Source organism: Stenotrophomonas acidaminiphila (genome assembly GCF_014109845.1).
Classification (GTDB): Bacteria; Pseudomonadota; Gammaproteobacteria; order Xanthomonadales; family Xanthomonadaceae; genus Stenotrophomonas; species Stenotrophomonas acidaminiphila.
The window spans coordinates 752,470-769,670 of record NZ_CP043567.1 but is presented as its reverse complement, the minus strand read 5'-3'; the positions used below and the strand labels follow the sequence as shown (position 1 = coordinate 769,670).

General features: G+C 68.9%; 15 protein-coding genes. 8 read left to right on the top strand and 7 right to left on the bottom strand.

Annotation, left to right across the window (positions count from 1 at the left end):
* Window positions 1–3 precede the first annotated feature (3 nt).
* Together F0P95_RS03585 and F0P95_RS03580 are read right to left on the bottom strand one after the other, a co-directional pair.
* Window positions 4–867, bottom strand: a complete 864-nt coding sequence (locus F0P95_RS03585; protein ID WP_019727087.1) for a phage integrase N-terminal domain-containing protein — start codon at window positions 865–867, stop codon at window positions 4–6.
* A 582-nt stretch (window positions 868–1,449) separates the two neighbouring features.
* Entirely contained in the window at window positions 1,450–2,616 is a 1,167-nt protein-coding gene (locus tag F0P95_RS03580; RefSeq protein ID WP_019727086.1) for an STY4528 family pathogenicity island replication protein, read from the bottom strand.
* Window positions 2,617–3,225: 609 nt separating this feature from the next.
* Here F0P95_RS03580 and F0P95_RS03575 point away from each other — a divergent pair.
* Both F0P95_RS03575 and F0P95_RS03570 read left to right on the top strand, forming a co-directional pair.
* Entirely contained in the window at window positions 3,226–4,842 is a 1,617-nt protein-coding gene (locus F0P95_RS03575) for an ATP-binding cassette domain-containing protein (protein ID WP_182335728.1), read from the top strand.
* A gap of 148 nt (window positions 4,843–4,990) precedes the next feature.
* Window positions 4,991–6,046: a glycerophosphodiester phosphodiesterase gene (locus tag F0P95_RS03570; protein ID WP_425515902.1), complete on the top strand. Its 1,056-nt coding sequence runs from the start codon at window positions 4,991–4,993 to the stop codon at window positions 6,044–6,046.
* A 7-nt stretch (window positions 6,047–6,053) separates the two neighbouring features.
* Here the strand turns inward: F0P95_RS03570 and F0P95_RS03565 are convergent, their stop codons facing one another.
* Together F0P95_RS03565 and F0P95_RS03560 are read right to left on the bottom strand one after the other, a co-directional pair.
* Window positions 6,054–6,845, bottom strand: coding sequence for a rhomboid family intramembrane serine protease (locus F0P95_RS03565; protein WP_182335727.1), 792 nt, complete (start codon window positions 6,843–6,845; stop codon window positions 6,054–6,056).
* A 99-nt stretch (window positions 6,846–6,944) separates the two neighbouring features.
* Entirely contained in the window at window positions 6,945–7,904 is a 960-nt protein-coding gene (locus F0P95_RS03560) for a TerC family protein (RefSeq protein WP_182336740.1), read from the bottom strand.
* Window positions 7,905–8,181: 277 nt separating this feature from the next.
* On the opposite strand from F0P95_RS03560, the gene F0P95_RS03555 reads away from it, so the two are divergent.
* Window positions 8,182–9,351 carry a class I SAM-dependent rRNA methyltransferase gene (locus tag F0P95_RS03555; RefSeq protein WP_056931422.1) on the top strand — a complete coding sequence of 390 codons (1,170 nt, stop codon included), beginning with the start codon at window positions 8,182–8,184 and terminating at the stop codon, window positions 9,349–9,351.
* A 269-nt stretch (window positions 9,352–9,620) separates the two neighbouring features.
* A complete protein-coding gene (locus F0P95_RS03550; RefSeq protein ID WP_182335726.1) occupies window positions 9,621–10,862 on the top strand; it encodes a dipeptidase in 1,242 nt (413 codons plus the stop codon).
* Between the two features lie 291 nt (window positions 10,863–11,153).
* On the opposite strand, the gene F0P95_RS03545 is transcribed toward F0P95_RS03550, so the two are convergent.
* From F0P95_RS03545 to leuE, 3 genes are all read right to left on the bottom strand, one after another.
* The gene (locus F0P95_RS03545) at window positions 11,154–12,593 is read right to left on the bottom strand and encodes an amino acid permease (protein WP_182335725.1); all 1,440 of its coding nucleotides are present in this window, start codon (window positions 12,591–12,593) and stop codon (window positions 11,154–11,156) included.
* Window positions 12,594–12,799: 206 nt separating this feature from the next.
* Window positions 12,800–13,159, bottom strand: coding sequence for a DUF488 domain-containing protein (locus F0P95_RS03540; RefSeq protein WP_182335724.1), 360 nt, complete (start codon window positions 13,157–13,159; stop codon window positions 12,800–12,802).
* Window positions 13,160–13,181: 22 nt separating this feature from the next.
* Window positions 13,182–13,805: a leucine efflux protein LeuE gene (leuE, locus tag F0P95_RS03535; protein ID WP_182335723.1), complete on the bottom strand. Its 624-nt coding sequence runs from the start codon at window positions 13,803–13,805 to the stop codon at window positions 13,182–13,184.
* 229 nt (window positions 13,806–14,034) lie between these two features.
* On the opposite strand from leuE, the gene F0P95_RS03530 reads away from it, so the two are divergent.
* The 4 genes from F0P95_RS03530 (at window position 14,035) to F0P95_RS03515 (ending at window position 17,174) form a co-directional block, all read left to right on the top strand.
* The gene (locus F0P95_RS03530; RefSeq protein WP_182335722.1) at window positions 14,035–15,600 is read left to right on the top strand and encodes a DNA recombination protein RmuC; all 1,566 of its coding nucleotides are present in this window, start codon (window positions 14,035–14,037) and stop codon (window positions 15,598–15,600) included.
* A 67-nt stretch (window positions 15,601–15,667) separates the two neighbouring features.
* Entirely contained in the window at window positions 15,668–16,432 is a 765-nt protein-coding gene (locus tag F0P95_RS03525) for an alpha/beta fold hydrolase (RefSeq protein ID WP_182335721.1), read from the top strand.
* Window positions 16,402–16,947: a glutathione peroxidase gene (locus tag F0P95_RS03520; RefSeq protein ID WP_182335720.1), complete on the top strand. Its 546-nt coding sequence runs from the start codon at window positions 16,402–16,404 to the stop codon at window positions 16,945–16,947. Before F0P95_RS03525 ends, F0P95_RS03520 begins: the two co-directional genes overlap by 31 nt.
* A gap of 44 nt (window positions 16,948–16,991) precedes the next feature.
* On the top strand, window positions 16,992–17,174 hold the full coding sequence (locus F0P95_RS03515) for an antitermination protein NusB (RefSeq protein ID WP_182335719.1): 183 nt from the start codon (window positions 16,992–16,994) through the stop codon (window positions 17,172–17,174).
* Window positions 17,175–17,201 lie beyond the last annotated feature (27 nt).

Here is a 17,201-nt window from a genome sequence, read left to right as displayed (position 1 = left end):
GCCTCAGGTTCCCAGATAGATAGACGTCACTTTCAGCCTTTCATGCCCGAGTTCATGGCTGATCTGCTGTCGGGCGTGTTGGTCACTCATTCTCTGACTGCTACTGAGCTGAGCTTTATCAGGGCCACCCGCCGCCGGCGCCTTCCATCCCGTCAGCACCTCATACCGCATCTGCGCATACCGATGCCGCAGCCCGTGCATGTTGCTCAGCCCTGCTGCCTTGCACTGACCGTCGTAGGCATGGCGCTGTTGGATGTAGGTCTTGTGTGATGGAATCAATGATCCCAGGCCTGCCAAGCGATGGGCCTCATCCAGCACGGCACGCTGCTCCGGTGTCGTGATCGGCACCGTCCGGTCGCGTCCACCCTTGGCCCATGACCCCTTGATGGCGATGTGGTCGCTACGGTCGGCATAGCGGGGTTGGAACTTGATGGACTCTTCGCGGCGCAGGCCGAAGGCCGCTTGCAGGCGCAGGCTCATGCGGACGTGCGGATCGGTGATCCGGTCCAGCCTGTCATCGAGTTCCTTGGCCTTGCTTTCGCCGGTCACATAGCGTCGTTCAGGGATACCCAGCTTGGTGTTGTCCGCTGGCAGGATGCCTGCCTTGCCGACCTTTTCGGCCCACCAGCGCAGGTGCGCCATACGATTCTTCAGCGTGCCGGCCGACAGACCTTCGGCTTGCCAGCGCTGCAACAAGGCTTCGACATGCTTGCCCTTGAGCGAGGTGGCTTGCATCTGGCGGAAGCCTGCTTCGCGCAGTTGACGGGCGGCCAGGGTCAGCGACCGTTGCCGATCCGCCTGGGTGGCGTGGCTGCCGTCGCGGTTGCGTAGGCAGAGCTGGCGCAGGGTATAGGTCAGGTCGTCCATTGGTGTGGACCTCCATCGGCTTTGGGGCTGAGATACAAGGGTCAGTGTTTTTGCCAACTCGCCAAGGCGAGATCCCCGAAGGGCAAGGGCCAGGTGCTCAGTTCACCTGTGGCCTCGAATGAGACGTCCGCCTTGCTTCCTGTGGGAAGGCCGAGCGGAGGAATTGCGAGAGACGACAACACGATGTGCTGGGATGGGTACCTCCTGTGGTGCAGTGTGGAAAAGGTGCCGGCTGGCTGCGCAAGGTCGGGCGACCAGCGATGAGCGCCTAGAACGGGGATGTGTGTTGCGACGATGGCGGGACGAACCACGCCGAGAATGAGAAAAGCTCTGCCCATGGGTAGGGCGGCACACAGAGCGAGCCTGGGTGTGCCTGGTTGGTTCCGTCCGGCGAACCGGGTCGGCGCTTGCAGGAACCTGCGCCAGGGTTCCGGTGTTCATACCCACCGGCAGGTCGTTGCTGGGCCAGTGTGTCGGGGCATCGTCATGTGCGCAGCCATCAATGCGATGCTGCGCCAACCCGCATTGCTGCTGCAGTTTGCCGGGCCGTCACTGCGGCGTGCAGTGACGGCCCTATCGGCCTTACGTCGCACCCAGCGGATCGAGCCTTGCAGCAGCATGCGTGTTCCCTGGGCCTGTTGGCAGCGTTCCGCTGTCAGCCATGCATCCGATGATCTGCCCGATGGGCAGCGATGGCGTCTTCAGCATGCGCCGGATCTGCTCCAGATGCCGTTGCGCCACTTCGCGCGACGCAGGTTTTGCGGCTTGGTTGCTGGACGCTGGAGAAGGGGCCGGCGGCGAGCCATGCTGGCTGTTGCTGATGGCCTGCATGGGTGTCTGCTGTGGAGTGGATTTGCGCGCCGCCCAGAGCTTGAACACGCCTTCCACGGCCTTCTTGATCAACCCGTAGAGGTAGGCGATGGCGTTGTGCACGCTACCTGATTCGCAGCGCACGTTCCACTCGGCCAGCACTGCCAGGCGTTGCTCCGGAGGCAAGCCCCTGAGACGCGCGGTGAGAACCCGTTGCTGATCCTGCGGCAGTTGCCGGAAGCGGGCTGGCACATCTGACCTGGATACCTGCTCTTCGGTTGGTGAGCGGTACGTACGTACTTCTTTTAATACTTCTTTTACAGTACGTACTGCTGTCGCAGACGCCGGTACGGGTTTCGGAATGTCGCTGCTGGCTTCGGGCACGCGAGCATCAGGCGAAGTAGGACCACCAGGACTGCCCGGATCATGGTCATCGCCCCGGTGTTGCAAGCGCCTGATCCGCACTTGCATTGTTGCGGGCAGCTTTCCCAACCTGTCTGGATGGCGCATAGCCTCGTCGAGAATGGACTGTGCCAGTTGGCGAATCGTCGCACTGGCATGGCCGAGCGCCCGTTCCAGCAAGGGCAGGTAGTCCTCGTCCTCCATGCAGGCGTCGTCGAACGCGAGGGGCTGATTCCGCACCGCGTAGCGGCTGGCCATCGAGAAGCCGGTCATCGGGTTGCGGCGGTACTCGACCAGCGCAATCCACGTGGACAGCCGCAGGCACAGCACGGCCCTGGAGACGGTTTCAAGGGCAGCCCGCTTGCTGCCCGGCGCGCTCGGCAGGTACCCGCGCAGCGCGTCGTAACTGAGAACCACGGTGCTGTCGCTGCCGGCCAGCGCACGGAAAGTCAGCCAGGCGTTGCGCTCCAGTGGTGTCAGCCGCTCATCGAGCAACAGGGCTTTCGGGGTGATGATGTCCGAGGTTTGGTGTGACATGGTGAGGCTCCTATCGGTATCGGCCAACTGGCCAAAGGAGCCGTCATCTCACCCCGGCATCACCGCTGCCGCAGCCATCAATCCGAACTGCGCTCCTCCCGTTTTTTCGAGTTGAAGCAGAGCGCAACATCCTTGGTGTTCCGGATCAGGAGGTGGGAAAATGAGCCTTCGCTACGGTCATTGGACGTTGCTGAACGCCGATGGCCATGTTCGCCGTCCTTGATCAGACCGCTTACTGGCGCGCTGCACCGGCGACGAGAGCGCGGGGAGCGTACAAGGAGAGCCATCCGCCGCCACCAAGGGACACGCTTGGTATTTGGGTCCAAGAATAGGTCCAAGCGCGTTTCGTAACCGCCATGAATTCCTTGAAAATCAACGACATGCGGGATAAATGCCGCTTCTGCATCGGCAAGTGACCGGCCACCGGCGTTGAAACGTTCATCCGTCGCCGGTTAGTCTTCGCCCCTGCCGTCGCGATGGCGGCCCCGCTTTTCGAAGGAGTCCGGTCCAATGCGCCATTGATGCCCGCCCTGCCAGCCCGCGCTGGCGAGGCCTCGCGAAGTCCCGCTGCCGCCGGCAGCCGGGTGATCCGGGCATGGATGGAATGCAATGACCACGACTCCCTTCATGACGCTTGAACGCGTCTCCTGGCAGCTGCCTGATGGCAGGCTGCTGTTTTCCGATCTGGACGAAACCTTCGACGCCCGGCGCACCGGGCTGGTCGGGCGCAATGGCGTGGGCAAGAGCGTGCTGGCGCGGCTGCTGGCCGGTCGCCTGGCGCCTGCCCGCGGGCGCTGCCTGCGTTCGGGGCCGGTGGCCTGGTTGCCGCAGCAGATCGATGCGGCGCCCGGGGCCAGCGTCGCCGACCTGGCCGGCCTGGGCGATGCGCTCGCGGCCCTGCAGCGCATCGAGCAGGGCAGCAGCGACATCGCCGATTTCGAAGCGCTGGGCGAGCGCTGGCAGCTGCGCGAACACCTCCAGGCCGAGCTGGAACGGATGCAGCTGCACGGCGTGTCGGCCGCCATGCCCGCCTGCCGGCTCAGCGGTGGCCAGCGCATGCGCGTGGCGCTGGCCGGTGCGTTCCTGTCCGATGCCGACTTCCTGGTCCTGGACGAGCCCAGCAACCATCTCGACGCGGCCGGGCGGCAGCTGCTGCGCGAACAGCTGCGGCGCTGGCCGCGCGGCCTGCTGGTGGTCAGCCATGACCGCGAACTGCTGGGCGACATGCAGCGTATCGTCGAGCTGTCCGCGCTCGGGCTGCGCAGCCATGGCGGCAACTACGACCACTACGCGGCGCGCAGCAGCGAAGAGCGGCGCCAGGCCGCGGACACGCTGCAGCAGCGGCGCCACGAACGCCGCCAGGGCGAACGGGCGCTGCGCGAACAGCAGGAACAACGCGAGCGTCGCGCCACGCGCGGCGACCGCCAGGCCGCGCACGCCAACCAGGCGCCGATCCTGCTGGGCCGGCAGAAACAGCGGGCCCAGGCCAGTGCCGGCAAGGCGCAGCTGCAACAGCAGCAGCAGCGTGCACGGCTGGACGAACAGGTACGGCAGGCGGCGGCGCAGGTCGATGCCGCCGCGCCGGTGGTGTTGCTGCCGGCGGCCGATGCCGGCCCCGCGCCCGCCCGCGTGGCCGTGCTGCAGGATGTGGTGCTGCCGTTCGTCGATGGCCCGCTGGCGCGGATCGATCTGCTGCTGGGGCGGGGCGAGCGGCTGGCGCTCACCGGCCGCAATGGCAGCGGCAAGTCGGTGCTGCTGCAGGTGCTGGCGGGGCGGCTGCCGGCGCGGGGCGGCAGGCTGCAGGTGAACGCGCCGCACGCCTGGCTGGACCAGCATCTGTCCCTGCCGCTGCCGCAGGCCACGGCGCTGGAGCAGCTGCGCCATGCCAGTCCGTCGACCGGCGAGGCCGAGCTGCGCACCCGGCTGGCGTTGCTGGGCCTGGACGCCGGCCATGCGGGGCAGCCGCTTGCCGCGCTCAGCGGCGGCGAGCGCATGAAGCTGGCGCTGGCCTGCGCCCTGTACGCGCAACCGCCGGCGCAGCTGTTGCTGCTGGACGAACCGGCCAACCACCTCGACCTGGAGGCGATGCAGGCGCTGGAAGCGCTGTTGCGGCAATGGCCCGGCACGCTGCTGGTGGCCGCGCACGACGAGGCGTTCCTGCACGGCATCGGCATCACCGGCCGGCTGCACGCCGGCACCGGGGGCTGGTGCCGGCTGCCGCCATGAAACCCGGTAGCCGCAGGACGTGTCCCATGCCGGTCATATCCGCCGCGCACACTCCCGCTTCCTTCGATGGCGGCAACGGGAGCGCGCGGTGTTCGGCAGAGCGGTGATGGCGGTGGTGGCAGGGCTGTGCGTGGCATCCTCGACGGCAATGGCCGCCGTTCCCACCCCCTCGTCCGCGCAGGTTTCGGTGTATGCGCACCGCGGCGCCAGCGCGCTGCTGCCCGAGCACACCCTGGCCGCCTACGCGCAGGCCATCGTCGATGGCGCCGACTACATCGAGCCGGACCTGGTGATGACCCGCGACGGGGTGATGGTCGCGCGCCACGAGAACGAGATCGGCGGCACCACCGACGTCGCCGCGCGCCCGGAGTTCGCCGCGCGCCGCACCACCAAGCTGATCGATGGCAAGCGCGTCGAGGGCTGGTTCAGCGAAGACTTCACCCTGGCCGAACTGAAAACCCTGCGCGCCCGCGAGCGCCTTCCGGAGCTGCGCGGCACCGCGTTCGACGGCGAGTTCCGCATCGCCACGCTGGAGGAGATCATCGCGTTCGTGGTGCAGCAGGCGCGGCGCAGCGGGCGCGGCATCGGGCTGGCGCCGGAGATCAAGCATGGCAGCTACTTCCGCGGCATCGGTCTGCCGATGGAGGAGCGCCTGCTCGATGCCCTGCGCGGCAACCCCTACACCCATGTCGCGCCGATCCTGGTGCAATCGTTCGAGACCGCCAACCTGCGCCAGCTGCGCGCGCGTATCGGCCGGCAATCCAACATCCGCCTGCTGCAGCTGCTGGGCGAAGCCCAGGCCATGCCCGCCGACGTGGCACTGGCCGGCGGCGACCTGACCTACGCGCGCATGGTCACGCCGGCAGGCCTGCGCGAGGTGGCCGGCTATGCCGATGCGATCGGGGTCGAGCGCCGTGCCCTGCTGCCGCTCGATGCGCAGGGCCGGCTCGGCGCGCCCACGCCGCTGATCGCCGACGCGCATGCCGCCGGCCTGCAGGTGGTGGCCTATACGTTCCGGCCGGAAAACCCGTTCCTGCCACCGGCGCTGCGCCAGGGGGCGGCCAATGCGCGCAATCCGCAGGGTTCGGTGGCCGAGATCCGCGCCTATCTGCAGGCCGGGATCGACGCCTTCTTCACCGACGATCCGGCGCTGGGCCGGCGCGCGGTGGACGGGGACGCGCCCGCCGCCGGTGGCGCCGGCTGAGGCGCGGTTACGACGGGTCGCGCCGCGGGCGCGGCCGCAGCTGCACCACCACCTCGTAGTCGCGGCCCTCGCGCGGCTGCCACAGCACCGGCACCTGGCCGGGCGACGGCGGCTCCAGCTCGGCATCGGCCAGCGGCGCATCGGCGTCGTCCTCCTCGTCCTCGTCTTCCCAGCTGTAGCGCTTGCGCGGCGCCAGCGGGTCGGCATGGCGGAACAGCAGGGCGGCGATCACGCCGGCGGCGGCGCCGCCCATGTGCGACTGCCACGACACGCCCGGCTCGTGCGGCAGCACGGTCATCACCATGCCCCCGTAGAACAGCACGCCGATCATGCCGGCGGCGATGGCGGCGCGGTCGCGGCGCAGCAGGCCCAGCCCCAGCACCAGGAACATCAGGCCATGGGTGACGCCGCTGGCGCCCAGGTGGTGGCTGCCGGGTTCGCCCAGCATCCACGCGCCGATACCCGACCCCAGCCACAGCAGCGGCAGCGCGCGCACGGTCGCCTTCGGGTAGACGCTGCCGGCCAGGGTGCCCAGGATCAGCAGGGCGGTCGCGTTGGCGGCCAGGTGTTCGATGGAACCGTGCAGCAGTGGCGCGCCGAGCAGGCCCAGCAGGCCGCCGGTGTCGTGCGGGCCCACGGCCCACGGCCGCCAGTCCCAGCCGGTCTGCTGCAGCGCGAACAGCGCCACCAGCAGCAGCACGAAGCCCAGGCTCAGGTTGAAGGCGCGCAGTACGCGCCGGCGATCGCTGCGGTCGGTGGCCGGGGTGTCGCCGGCGGCGGGCGTGTTGGAAGTGTCCATGGCTTTCGGGATTGCGGCGCCCTGCAGTGAATGCAAGGGCGCCGCGTCGGGACGCCGGTGTGCCACCGGCGGGACAATCGGGGCCGTGTGCCCCGGGGATCAGGCCTTGTGCCCGCCCCTGGGCGGCAGCTTCAGGCTGAGCATCATCGTGACCACCAGGATCGCGGCGACCACGCCCAGCGACACCGGCACCGGGATCTTGAACACGTCGATCAGCAGCATCTTGGCACCGATGAAGCCCAGGATCACCGCCAGGCCGTATGGCAGCAGGTGGAAGCGGTCGGCCATGCCGGCCAGCAGGAAGAACATCGCGCGCAGGCCCAGCACCGCGAACACGTTGGAGGTCAGCACCACGAACGGGTCGGTGGTGATGGCGAAGATCGCCGGGATCGAGTCCACCGCGAAGATCACGTCGGTGACCGCGATCAGCACCAGCACCACGAACATCGGGGTGAACCAGCGCACGCCGTTCTTCTCGGCGAGCAGGCGGTTGCCGTTGTACTCATGGGTGATGCGCAGGTGCCTGCGCATGAACTTCAGCGCGGGATTGTCGTCCAGGCTCGGCTCCTGGCCGGCGGCGAACCACATCTTCCAGCCGGTGAACAACAGGAACGCACCGAACACGTAGAGCAGCCAATGGAACTGGCTGACCAGCACGGTACCGGCGAAGATCATCACCGTACGCAGCGCGATCGCGCCCAGGATGCCGATGATCAGCACCCGCTGCCGCGCCGTCTCGGGCACCGCGAAGTAGCCCATGATCAGCAGGAAGACGAAGATGTTGTCGACCGCCAGCGCCTTCTCGATCAGGTAGCCGGTCAGGAACTGCAGGCCGATCTCATTGGCCACCGCGGTACCGGCAGTCTCGTTCAGGTAGTACCAGAGGCCGGCATTGAAGGCCAGCGCCAGGGCGACCCAGCCGATCGACCACAGCAGGGCTTCCTTGAAGGTGACCTTGTGCGGGCCGCCGTGGCGCATCAGCACCAGGTCGATCAACAGGGCGGCGATGACGACGGCGATGAAGCCGCCCCAAAGCCAGGGATTACCGATTGTCTGGATCATGGGAGTTCCGGTCATGTGGAGGTTCTGGGGACCGCAGGGGCCAAGAACTGGACACGGAATCGGGGAGACCGGGGACAGAGCTTCGCCTATGCGGCGAAGGTCTTGCTCACAGTCCCGGGGGCCGGGACTGCCGTTGCACCGGAGCCTTGCGGCTCGAACTGACGGCGACAACGTCTGGGAGCTACTCCCCTTCAGCCGCCGATAGTGCGGCCTGGAGGCTTTGCCGTCAATGAACGCGCCGCGGCGGTGGCCCGGCGCCCGTTACAATGTCGCCATGAATACCCCCCTTCCCGTCGTACGCCTGAAGAACGCGTGGCGCTCCAGCCACCCGTGGATTTTCCAGAAGCTGGTCGAAAAGCCCGTCGCCAAGCCCAAGCCCGGCACCATCGTCGACGTGGTCGGGGTGGACGGGGAGTGGATCGGCCGCGGCTTCTACAACGGCCACTCGCGCATCGCCGTGCGCATCCTGGAAACCCGCCGCGACGTGGACGTGGACCAGGCCTGGTTCGCGGCCAGGATCGCCGAGGCGGTGTCGCTGCGCCGTGACGTGCTCAGGCTGGACCAGGTGTCCAACGCATGGCGCGTGGTGCACAGCGAGGGCGACGGCCTGTCCGGGCTGGTGGTGGACCGCTACGACGACCTGATCGTGGTCGAGTTCTTCGCCGCCGGCATGTTCCGCCACCGCGAATGGATCTACGAGGCGCTGCGTGCGCAGTTCCCGGGTTGCCGCTTCCACAGCTTCGCCGACGAGCACGTGCAGAAGCAGGAGAGCTTCGATTTCCACGGCAACACCACCACCGAACCGGCGGTGATCACCGAGCATGGCATCAAGTTCCGCGCCGACCCGGCCGGCGCGCACAAGACCGGCTTCTTCGCCGACCAGCGCGAGAACCGGCAGTGGCTGAGCCAGCAGGTCGAAGGCAGGAGCGTGCTCGACCTGTGCTGCAACACCGGCGGCTTCGCCGTGTACGCGGCCGCGCGCGGTGCCAGCGAGGTGCTGGGCGTGGACATCGACCAGGACGTGATCCAGATCGCCAAGGGCAACGCCCGGCTCAACAACGCCCGGCCGAAATTCGTGCAGGCCGACATCTTCCCGTGGCTGCGCGATGCCGCCAACCGCGGCGAGCAGTACGACGTGGTGATCCTGGACCCGGCCAAGATGACCCGCGACCGCGACCAGGTCATCAACGCGCTGAAGAAATACCTGGACATGAACAAGCTGGCGCTGGGCGTGGTCAAGCCCGGTGGCCTGTTCGCGACCTTCTCCTGCACCGGCCTGGTGGCCGAGGACCAGTTCCTGGACATGCTGCGCCGCGCCGCGTTCTACGCCGGCCGCACCCTGCAGATCCTGAAGGTGGCGGGCGCCGGCCCGGACCACCCGTTCATGGCGCACGTGCCCGAATCGCGCTACCTCAAGGCGGTGTTCTGCCGCGTGGTGGACTGAGCGGGGTAGTGCCGGCCGTTGGCCGGCACACGCCAGCGCCTTGGCGCTGGCGCCCCGCAGTTTGCGTAGCAAACCACGGGGCCCGTGCCGTTTTCTCCCATACCCCCGCCGCTTCGCGGCCGCCCCCTGACTCAGGGGGCTTTCCTCCAGATACAGCCCGCTTCTTTCCTAAGGCCGCGGTCGCGACAGGTGGTTCGAAGCCACCCGGCGTCGCTCCTGCAGCCACTCCTGCGGTATGGTCGTGGCCTTTCCCCGAAGCCGAGGCCCGCATGCCGCTGTGTCGTCTGTCCCTGCTGCTCGCCCTTGCGCTGGGCGCACCGCTGTCCGCCCAGGCGGTCGACTTCACCCAGGCCGAACTGGCCCGCGCCAAGGCGCTGCAGCAGCGCCTGCTGACCCTGGACAGCCACCTGGATACCCCGGCCAATCTGGCCCGGCCCGGCTTCGACATCCTGCACCGCCATGACCACAACGCGCTGTCGCAGGTGGACTACCCGCGCATGCTCGAGGGCGCGCTCGACGGCGGCTTCTGGGCGATCTACACCGACCAGGGCGACCGCAGCGCCGCCGCGCACCTGGCCGAGCGCGACCACGGCCTGCTGCGGTTGATCGAGATCCGCGAAATGCTGGCCGCGCATCCGGACAGGTTCCAGCTGGCGCTCACCGCCGACGATGCGGCGCGGATCAAGGCCGCCGGCAAGCGCGTGGTCTACATCAGCATGGAGAACGGCAGCCCGCTGGTGGCAGACCCGTCGCTGCTGGGCTTCTACCACAAGGCCGGCCTGCGCCTGCTGTCCACCGTGCACTTCGCCAACAACGAGTTCGCCGACTCGGCCACCGACCCCAAGGGCGCGGAGTGGAAGGGGCTGAGCCCGGCCGGAAAGGCGCTGGTCCAGGAGGCGGTGCGGCTGGGCATCGTGATCGACCAGTCGCATGCCTCCGACGCGGTGTTCGACGATCTGGCGGCACTGCTGCCGGTGCCGTTCATCCTCTCGCACAGCGCCGCCAAGGCGGTGTTCGACCATCCGCGCAACCTCGATGACGCGCGCCTGCGCCAGCTCGCCGCCAAGGGCGGGGTGATCCAGGTCAACGCCTATGGCGGCTATCTCCTGGACGAGACCCCCAGCCCGGAGCGCAAGCAGGCCGAGGAAGACCTGGAGAAGCGGCTGGGTGGCTGGGACGGCATGCCGATCGAAAAGGGCGTGGAGCTGGCGCGCGGGATGGCCGAGCTGGACCAGCGGCTGCCACGCCGGCGGGCGACGCTGGACGACTTCTTCGTCCATTTCGCCCACCTGCTCGACGTCGTCGGCCCCGACCACGTCGGCATCGGCATGGACTGGGATGGCGGTGGCGGCCTGCCGGGCATGACTGACGTCACCGACCTGCCCAAGATCACCGCCTGGCTGCAGCGCCGCGGCCTGAGCGATGCGCAGATCGCCAATATCTGGAGCGGCAACGTGCTGCGGGTGATGCGCCAGGCGCAGGACTACGCGGCGAAGAACGGCACGAAGTAAGCGGCCGCCCTTGCCTGCGGCACGTCGCGTGGCCGCGCTGGCCGCGCGACGGCAACAACCAACGCTGCACGCGCGGCGCTTTCCATGCCGGGGCAGCGGCACCACCGGTTCCAGGCCGGCCTGTCTGCCCGCGGCCGTGATCGGCCGCCGCCGGCTCAGCGGGGGGCAGCCGCCATGCTGGCCGCGCGCTGCGCCCGGCACCCGGGCGCGAAGCCCCGGCGCTCACCCTGCGCGTGCGTTGTCCGTGCAGGTCGACGCACGCCCCCGCCCGCGGCGGGGGCGACGCCGGCGTCAGCCCGCCTGCCTGCCCAGCACCGCGTTGCGGCGGCTGTACAGCACGTAGACCACCAGCCCGAACACGTTCCACAGCGCGAACCACAGCTGGGTCCGGGTGGGCAGGCTGAAGAACAGGTAGATGCATCCCAGGATCGCGATCGGGCCGACCACCCAGGCCAGCGGCGTGCGGAAGGTACGTGCGCGGCCGGGTTCGCGCCTGCGCAGCACCAGCAGGCACAGGCCGACCGCGGTGAACGCGGCCAGCGTGCCGGCGTTGGCCAGCGCGGCGATCTCGTCCAGGCGCGCCACCCCGGCCAGCGCGGCCACCAGCACCGCGGTGAACACGGTGATGGTCACCGGGGTGCCGGTGCGCTTGTTCACCAGCGACAGCCCGCGCGGCAGCAGGCCGTCGCGCGACATCACGAAGAAGATGCGGCTCTGGCCATAGAAGAACGCCAGCAGCACGGTCGGCAGGGCGATGATCGCGACCACGCCGATCACCAGCGCGGCGGTGCCGTGGCCCAGTTCGCGCATGATCAGCGCCAGCGGCTCGGCGCTCTTGCCGAACACGGTGTAGCTCATGGCGCCGACCGCGGCCAGCGCCACCAGCAGGTAGATCAGGGTGCAGCCGACCATCGAGCCGACGATGCCGATCGACAGGTCGCGCTTGGGGTTCTTGGTTTCCTCGGCGGCGGTGGAGATCGCATCGAAGCCGTAGAACGCGAAGAAGATGATCGCCGCCGCGGCCATCACCCCGCGCTCCACGCCATCCGGACCGATCGACTTGGGGAAGCCGTAGGGCATGAACGGCTGCAGGTTGGCCGGGTCGAACGCGGGCAATGCCACCCACACGAACACCGCCAGCGCGATCAGCTTGAACACCACCAGCACCGCGTTGAGCGTGGCGCTCTCGCGGGTGCCTGCGATCAGCATGCCGGCGACCAGGAAGGTGATGACGATGGCCGGCACGTTGAGGAAGCCGCCTTCCACGTGCGGGCCGGCGGCCAGCGATGGCGGCAGCACCACGTTCCAGCCGAAGGAGGTATGCAGCCACTCCAGGAAGCCGACGAAATAGCCCGACCAGCCCACCGCCACCGTGCTGACCACCAGCGAGTACTCCAGGATCAGGCTCCAGCCCACCACCCAGGCGATGGTCTCGCCCAGTGCGCTGTAGCTGTAGGTGTAGGCGCTGCCGGCGGCCGGCATCATCGTCGACAGCTCGGCGTAGGCCAGCGCCGCGCAGGCGCAGACGATGCCGGCGACGACGAACGAGATCAGCACCGCCGGGCCGGCCTTGTCCGCGCCCACGCCGATCAGGGTGTAGATGCCGGTGCCGACGATGGCGCCGATGCCCAGCGCGACCAGGTGGGGCCAGCTCAGCGAAGGAATCAGCCGGCGGCCTTCCTCGTGCTGGGTGAGCTGGTCGATGGATTTGCGCCGGAGCCAGGACTGCATGCGGACCTCGCGGTTCGTGGTATTCGGGAAAGGGGCCGAGTTTCGCCGAACGCAGCGCAGCAAAGCCAGAATTTCCCGCTGCTTTCATGGGCTTTGGCGATGGGCGGTAGCCGGGGCGACGGATCCGGCACAAAACCGGGTGCCCGGCCGGTTGCCGCGCCGAGGCCGCGCCCCGGTGGCCTGCGTGCAGCGGCGGGCTGGCCGCGCTACGCGGCGCGGCGCGGGTGCGCCAGCAGGTAGTCGCGCAGGGCCACGGCCTGGTTGTGCACGGTGTCGCGGGCGCCGTACACCAGGGTCACCGGCCCGGCGTCCAGCGCATCGCGCAGCGGCGCCAGCAGCCGTGGCTGCGCGGCCAGCTCGCGCCAGTAGCGCTGGCGGAACGCGTCCCAGCGTTCGGCGCGGTGGTCGAACCACTGCCGCAGCGCGTCGCTGGGCGCCACGTCCCTGAGCCACTGCGCCTGCAACCGGGCGTGGCTGATCCCGCGCGGCCACAGGCGGTCGACCAGGAAGCGCTGGCCATCGGCGGTGGTGGCGGCTTCATAGGCGCGCTTGCAATGGATGGGCATGCCGACCTCCCGGTGCCGGGGCTCAGCCTTCCAGTCCGAGCCGTACCCCGAATGCGATCAAGCATACGCCGACCGCGCGCCGCAGCCACACGCCCACCCGCGGGTACCCGGCCAGGCGCCGGGCGATGAACTGGCCGCCGAAGATCAGCACCGAGCACCAGCCCACGCTCAACACCGCGATCAACCCGGCCATCAGCCCCAGGGTCAACGCGCCGCGCTGCGTGGCCGGGTCGATGAACAGCGGGAAGAACGCCATGTAGAACAGGATCGCCTTGGGGTTGAGCACGCCCACCAGCAACGCCTGCCGGAACCAGCGCCGGCCCCACTGCTGCGCTGTCGCGCCGGCCACGGCGGCCGGTTCGCGCAGCAGTTGCAGGCCGACCCAGACCAGGTAGGCCGCGCCGACGTAGCGCAGTCCGGCGAACAGCAGCGGGTGCGCCTTCAGCAGCGCGGCCACGCCGGTGGCGGCGATGGCGATCAGGATCTGGTCGCCCAGCATCAGCCCGGCCAGCGTCGCGTAGCCGGCGCGCACGCCGCCGCGCGCGGTGGCGGTGAGCAGGGTGAAGGTGCCCGGCCCGGGCAGCATCAGGAACAGGATGACGGCCACCACGAAGGTGCCCAGGTCGTTGATGCCCATCCACGGCATGGTGTTGGTCCCGTGCGGCTCAGCAGGCGCGCCGCACCGCCGGCTCGCCGCCGGACGCCGCCGCTGCAGTGGCCCGGCCCGGGGTACGAGGCGCCGCCATCGCAACCGGCGACAGCGGCAACAGGCGGGACGGCGGCAACGGCTTCATGGCGGGGGGAATGCGCGTGGGGGCGCACATGATCGCAGAAGCGGCGCAGCCGTTGAGACGCGCGGGGCTACACTTTGTCCCATGCAAACCGAAACCCTGATCCTTGCCGGCCTGCTGCTGGCCGTCATCGTGCTGCTGGTGTTCCTGTTCCGCCGTACCGGCGGCAACGGGCACGCCGAAGCGCTCGCCCACGACCTGGACGCCGAACGCCAGCGCGCCAACGCCGCCGCCATCGACGCCGGCCAGCTGCGCGGGCGGCTGGAATCGCTGGCTGCGGAAATGGAACACGAGCGTCGCGAACAGGCCGAGCAGGCCCGGCAGCTGGCCGCCATGAACCAGCGCATCGAACGGGAAGCCACGCAATCGGCCGAGGCCGCGGTGCGCCTGGCCGAGCGTGAGGCGGCCCTGGCCGACGCCCGCGCGCAGCTGGCGGAACTGACCGCGGCCCTGGACCGCGAGCGCCAGGCCCTGCACGCCGCGCAGGCCGGCGCCGCGCGCCTGCAGGCCGAGCTGCAGCATGCGCGGCAGGCGCAGGAAGAGCTGCGCGACTGGATCGGCGCGGCGCGCGAGAACCTGTCCGGCGCCTTCACCGAACTGGCCGCCAAGGTGTTCGACGAGAAGGGCCAGCAGTTCGAGAAGAACGTGCGCCTGGCCACCGGGCAGTCGCGCACCGACATCGAGACCCTGCTCAAGCCGTTCGCCGACAAGCTGGGCGAGTTCCGGCAGCGCGTGGACACCCTGTATGGCGAAGAGGCGCGCGAGCGCGCCAGCCTGCTCGGCGCGGTGGGTGAGCTCAAGACCCTCAACCAGGACATGGCGGCGCAGGCCGCCGCCCTGACCAGCGCCCTGAAGGGCAGCGCCAAGGTCCGCGGCGACTGGGGCGAGCTGATGCTCGACAACGTGCTGCGCGGTTCCGGCCTGGAAGAAGGCATCCACTACGAGCGGCAGGCGCATGCCACCACCGACGAGGGCGACAGCCTGCGCCCGGACGTGGTGGTGCGTTTCCCCGACCAGCGCGCGGTGGTGATCGACAGCAAGGTCAACCTCATCGCCTGGCAGGAGGCGATGAACGCGGCTACGCCCGAGCAGCAGGACGAGGCCCTGCGCCGCCATGCCGTCGGCCTGCGCCAGCACGTCAAGGACCTGGGCGACAAGAACTACCCCAAGGCCATCGGCGGCGATGCGCTGGACGTGACCATCGCCTTCGTCCCGATCGAAGGCGCGCTCTCGGCCGCGCTCGGCGTGGACATGGACCTGCAGTCCTATGCCTTCGATCGTCGCGTGGTGTTCGCTTCGCCGAACACGCTGATGGCCCTGCTACGCGTCACCGAGCGGCTGTGGACGCGCGACAAGGTACAGCGCCAGGCGCTGGAGATCAGCGACACCGGCGGCAAGGTGCTCGACGCGCTGGTCGCCTTCCTGGCCGAGTTCGACATGGTCGGCAGGAAGCTGGAGGAGGCGGGCAAGGCCTTTGCCCAGGCGCGCAACCGCCTCACCGAGTCGCCGCAGTCGGTGTCCAACCGCGCCCGCCGCCTCGCCGAGCTCGGCAGCAAGGCGCGCAAGGCGCTGCCGCCGGAGCTGCAGCCGGAGAGCGTGCGCGCCTTGACCGACGGAATGACGGGGGACGATGCCACCGCAACGGACTGAAGATCCGCGGCGTCGCACCGCATCGCGGATGCCCGGTACCCGGCAGCGGCATCGATGGAGAATGTAAATGACCGCATTGCTCATCCTTCCCGGTCTGGACGGAACGGCAACACTGCACACGGCATTCATTGAGGCCGCTGCGGCGTGGTTTGACTCCGTTGAGGTTGTGGCGTATCCCCCGCACCGGCCGCTGGATTATGCCGAGCTGGAGGCTATCTCCAGGGCTGCATTGCCAGACAAGCCGTTTGTGCTGCTGGGCGAATCCTTCTCCGGACCTGTTGCGCTTTCCATTGCCGCAGACCCGCCCGCCAACCTGCGGGGCCTGGTTCTTTCCACTACGTTCGCAACCGCGCCGGTTCCCTTCTTGCGCACGTTTGCCCCATTGCTGCATGCCGTTCCCTTCCCGCTCCCGCCATCGATGCTGCTGTCCTGGTGGCTCTACGGGCGTTGGGCGACGCCAGCGCTTGAGACCGCGCTGCGGGATGCATTGCGCCAGGTTTCCCCCCGTGTCCTGCGTTTCCGCGCCGCCATCGCGCTGCGGGTCGACGTGCTGGCGCGATGCGCCGCCATCGCCGTGCCCGTGCTCGATCTGCGTGCCAGCGACGACAAGCTGCTCCAGCGCGATCCGGGCAAGCGGATGAGCGCAGCGATACCACGTTGTCGGACGGTGGAAGTGGCAGGTCCGCATCTGTTGCTGCAGGCCGAGCCGGAGGCCTGCGCCAGGATCGTCGGCGAATTTGCGGCAGGGATAGACGTGGGACGGGATATGCTTGGGCTGCCTCCCCAACCACAGGAACCCCCATGGCTACCGCCATCCAGGACATCCCCCTGACCACCCTCGACGGTACCCCGGCCTCGCTTGGCGACCATGCCGGCAAGGTGCTGCTGGTGGTCAACGTCGCTTCCAAGTGCGGGCTGACGCCGCAGTACGAAGGGCTGGAAAAACTCTACCGCGAGAAGAAGGACGCCGGCCTGGAAGTGCTGGGTTTCCCGGCCAACAACTTCAACGGCCAGGAGCCGGGCAGCGAGGACGAGATCCGTCAGTTCTGCTCGCTGACCTACGACGTGACCTTCCCGATGTTCGCCAAGATCAGCGTCGCCGGTGCCGACGTGCATCCGCTGTACCAGCAGCTGATCGCGGCGCAGCCGGTGGCCACCGGCGAAGGCCCGATGCGCGAGAAGCTGGTTGGTTTCGGCATCGAACCCAACCCCGCGCCGGGCATCCTGTGGAACTTCGAGAAGTTCCTGGTCGGCAGGGACGGGCAGGTCATCGGCCGCTTCTCGCCGGACACCACCGCCGATGATGCCGGCCTGCGCGCGGCGATCGACGCCGCGCTGGCGGCCTGAGCCGTGACCCGCGCCGGGCAACAGACTGAAGAGGCAATCGCAGGATGACTGCAGGCAATTCCGGTGGGTTCGCGGTCGGCTGGTTCACCCTGGCGCTGATCAACGCCGGTCTCGCCCAGGGCAAGGGACGCAGTGGCATGAACTGGGGGCTGCTGTCGCTGCTGCTGGGCCCGCTGGCCACGCTGCTGCTGGTGCTCCAGGCATCCCCGCGCCCGGACGGCCGTTGAGCTCCGGTCCAGAAAAAAAAGCCCGGG

Excerpts from the sequence above, each read along its gene's own strand:
- F0P95_RS03585 (WP_019727087.1), bottom strand. The coding sequence starts at position 867 with ATGGACGACCTGACCTATACCCTGCGCCAGCTCTGCCTACGCAACCGC.
- F0P95_RS03580 (WP_019727086.1), bottom strand. The coding sequence starts at position 2,616 with ATGTCACACCAAACCTCGGACATCATCACCCCGAAAGCCCTGTTGCTC.
- F0P95_RS03575 (WP_182335728.1), top strand. The coding sequence starts at position 3,226 with ATGACCACGACTCCCTTCATGACGCTTGAACGCGTCTCCTGGCAGCTG.
- F0P95_RS03570 (WP_425515902.1), top strand. The coding sequence starts at position 4,991 with ATGGCCGCCGTTCCCACCCCCTCGTCCGCGCAGGTTTCGGTGTATGCG.
- F0P95_RS03565 (WP_182335727.1), bottom strand. The coding sequence starts at position 6,845 with ATGGACACTTCCAACACGCCCGCCGCCGGCGACACCCCGGCCACCGAC.
- F0P95_RS03555 (WP_056931422.1), top strand. The coding sequence starts at position 8,182 with ATGAATACCCCCCTTCCCGTCGTACGCCTGAAGAACGCGTGGCGCTCC.
- F0P95_RS03550 (WP_182335726.1), top strand. The coding sequence starts at position 9,621 with ATGCCGCTGTGTCGTCTGTCCCTGCTGCTCGCCCTTGCGCTGGGCGCA.
- F0P95_RS03545 (WP_182335725.1), bottom strand. The coding sequence starts at position 12,593 with ATGCAGTCCTGGCTCCGGCGCAAATCCATCGACCAGCTCACCCAGCAC.
- F0P95_RS03540 (WP_182335724.1), bottom strand. The coding sequence starts at position 13,159 with ATGCCCATCCATTGCAAGCGCGCCTATGAAGCCGCCACCACCGCCGAT.
- leuE (WP_182335723.1), bottom strand. The coding sequence starts at position 13,805 with ATGCCGTGGATGGGCATCAACGACCTGGGCACCTTCGTGGTGGCCGTC.
- F0P95_RS03530 (WP_182335722.1), top strand. The coding sequence starts at position 14,035 with ATGCAAACCGAAACCCTGATCCTTGCCGGCCTGCTGCTGGCCGTCATC.
- F0P95_RS03525 (WP_182335721.1), top strand. The coding sequence starts at position 15,668 with ATGACCGCATTGCTCATCCTTCCCGGTCTGGACGGAACGGCAACACTG.
- F0P95_RS03520 (WP_182335720.1), top strand. The coding sequence starts at position 16,402 with ATGGCTACCGCCATCCAGGACATCCCCCTGACCACCCTCGACGGTACC.
- F0P95_RS03515 (WP_182335719.1), top strand. The coding sequence starts at position 16,992 with ATGACTGCAGGCAATTCCGGTGGGTTCGCGGTCGGCTGGTTCACCCTG.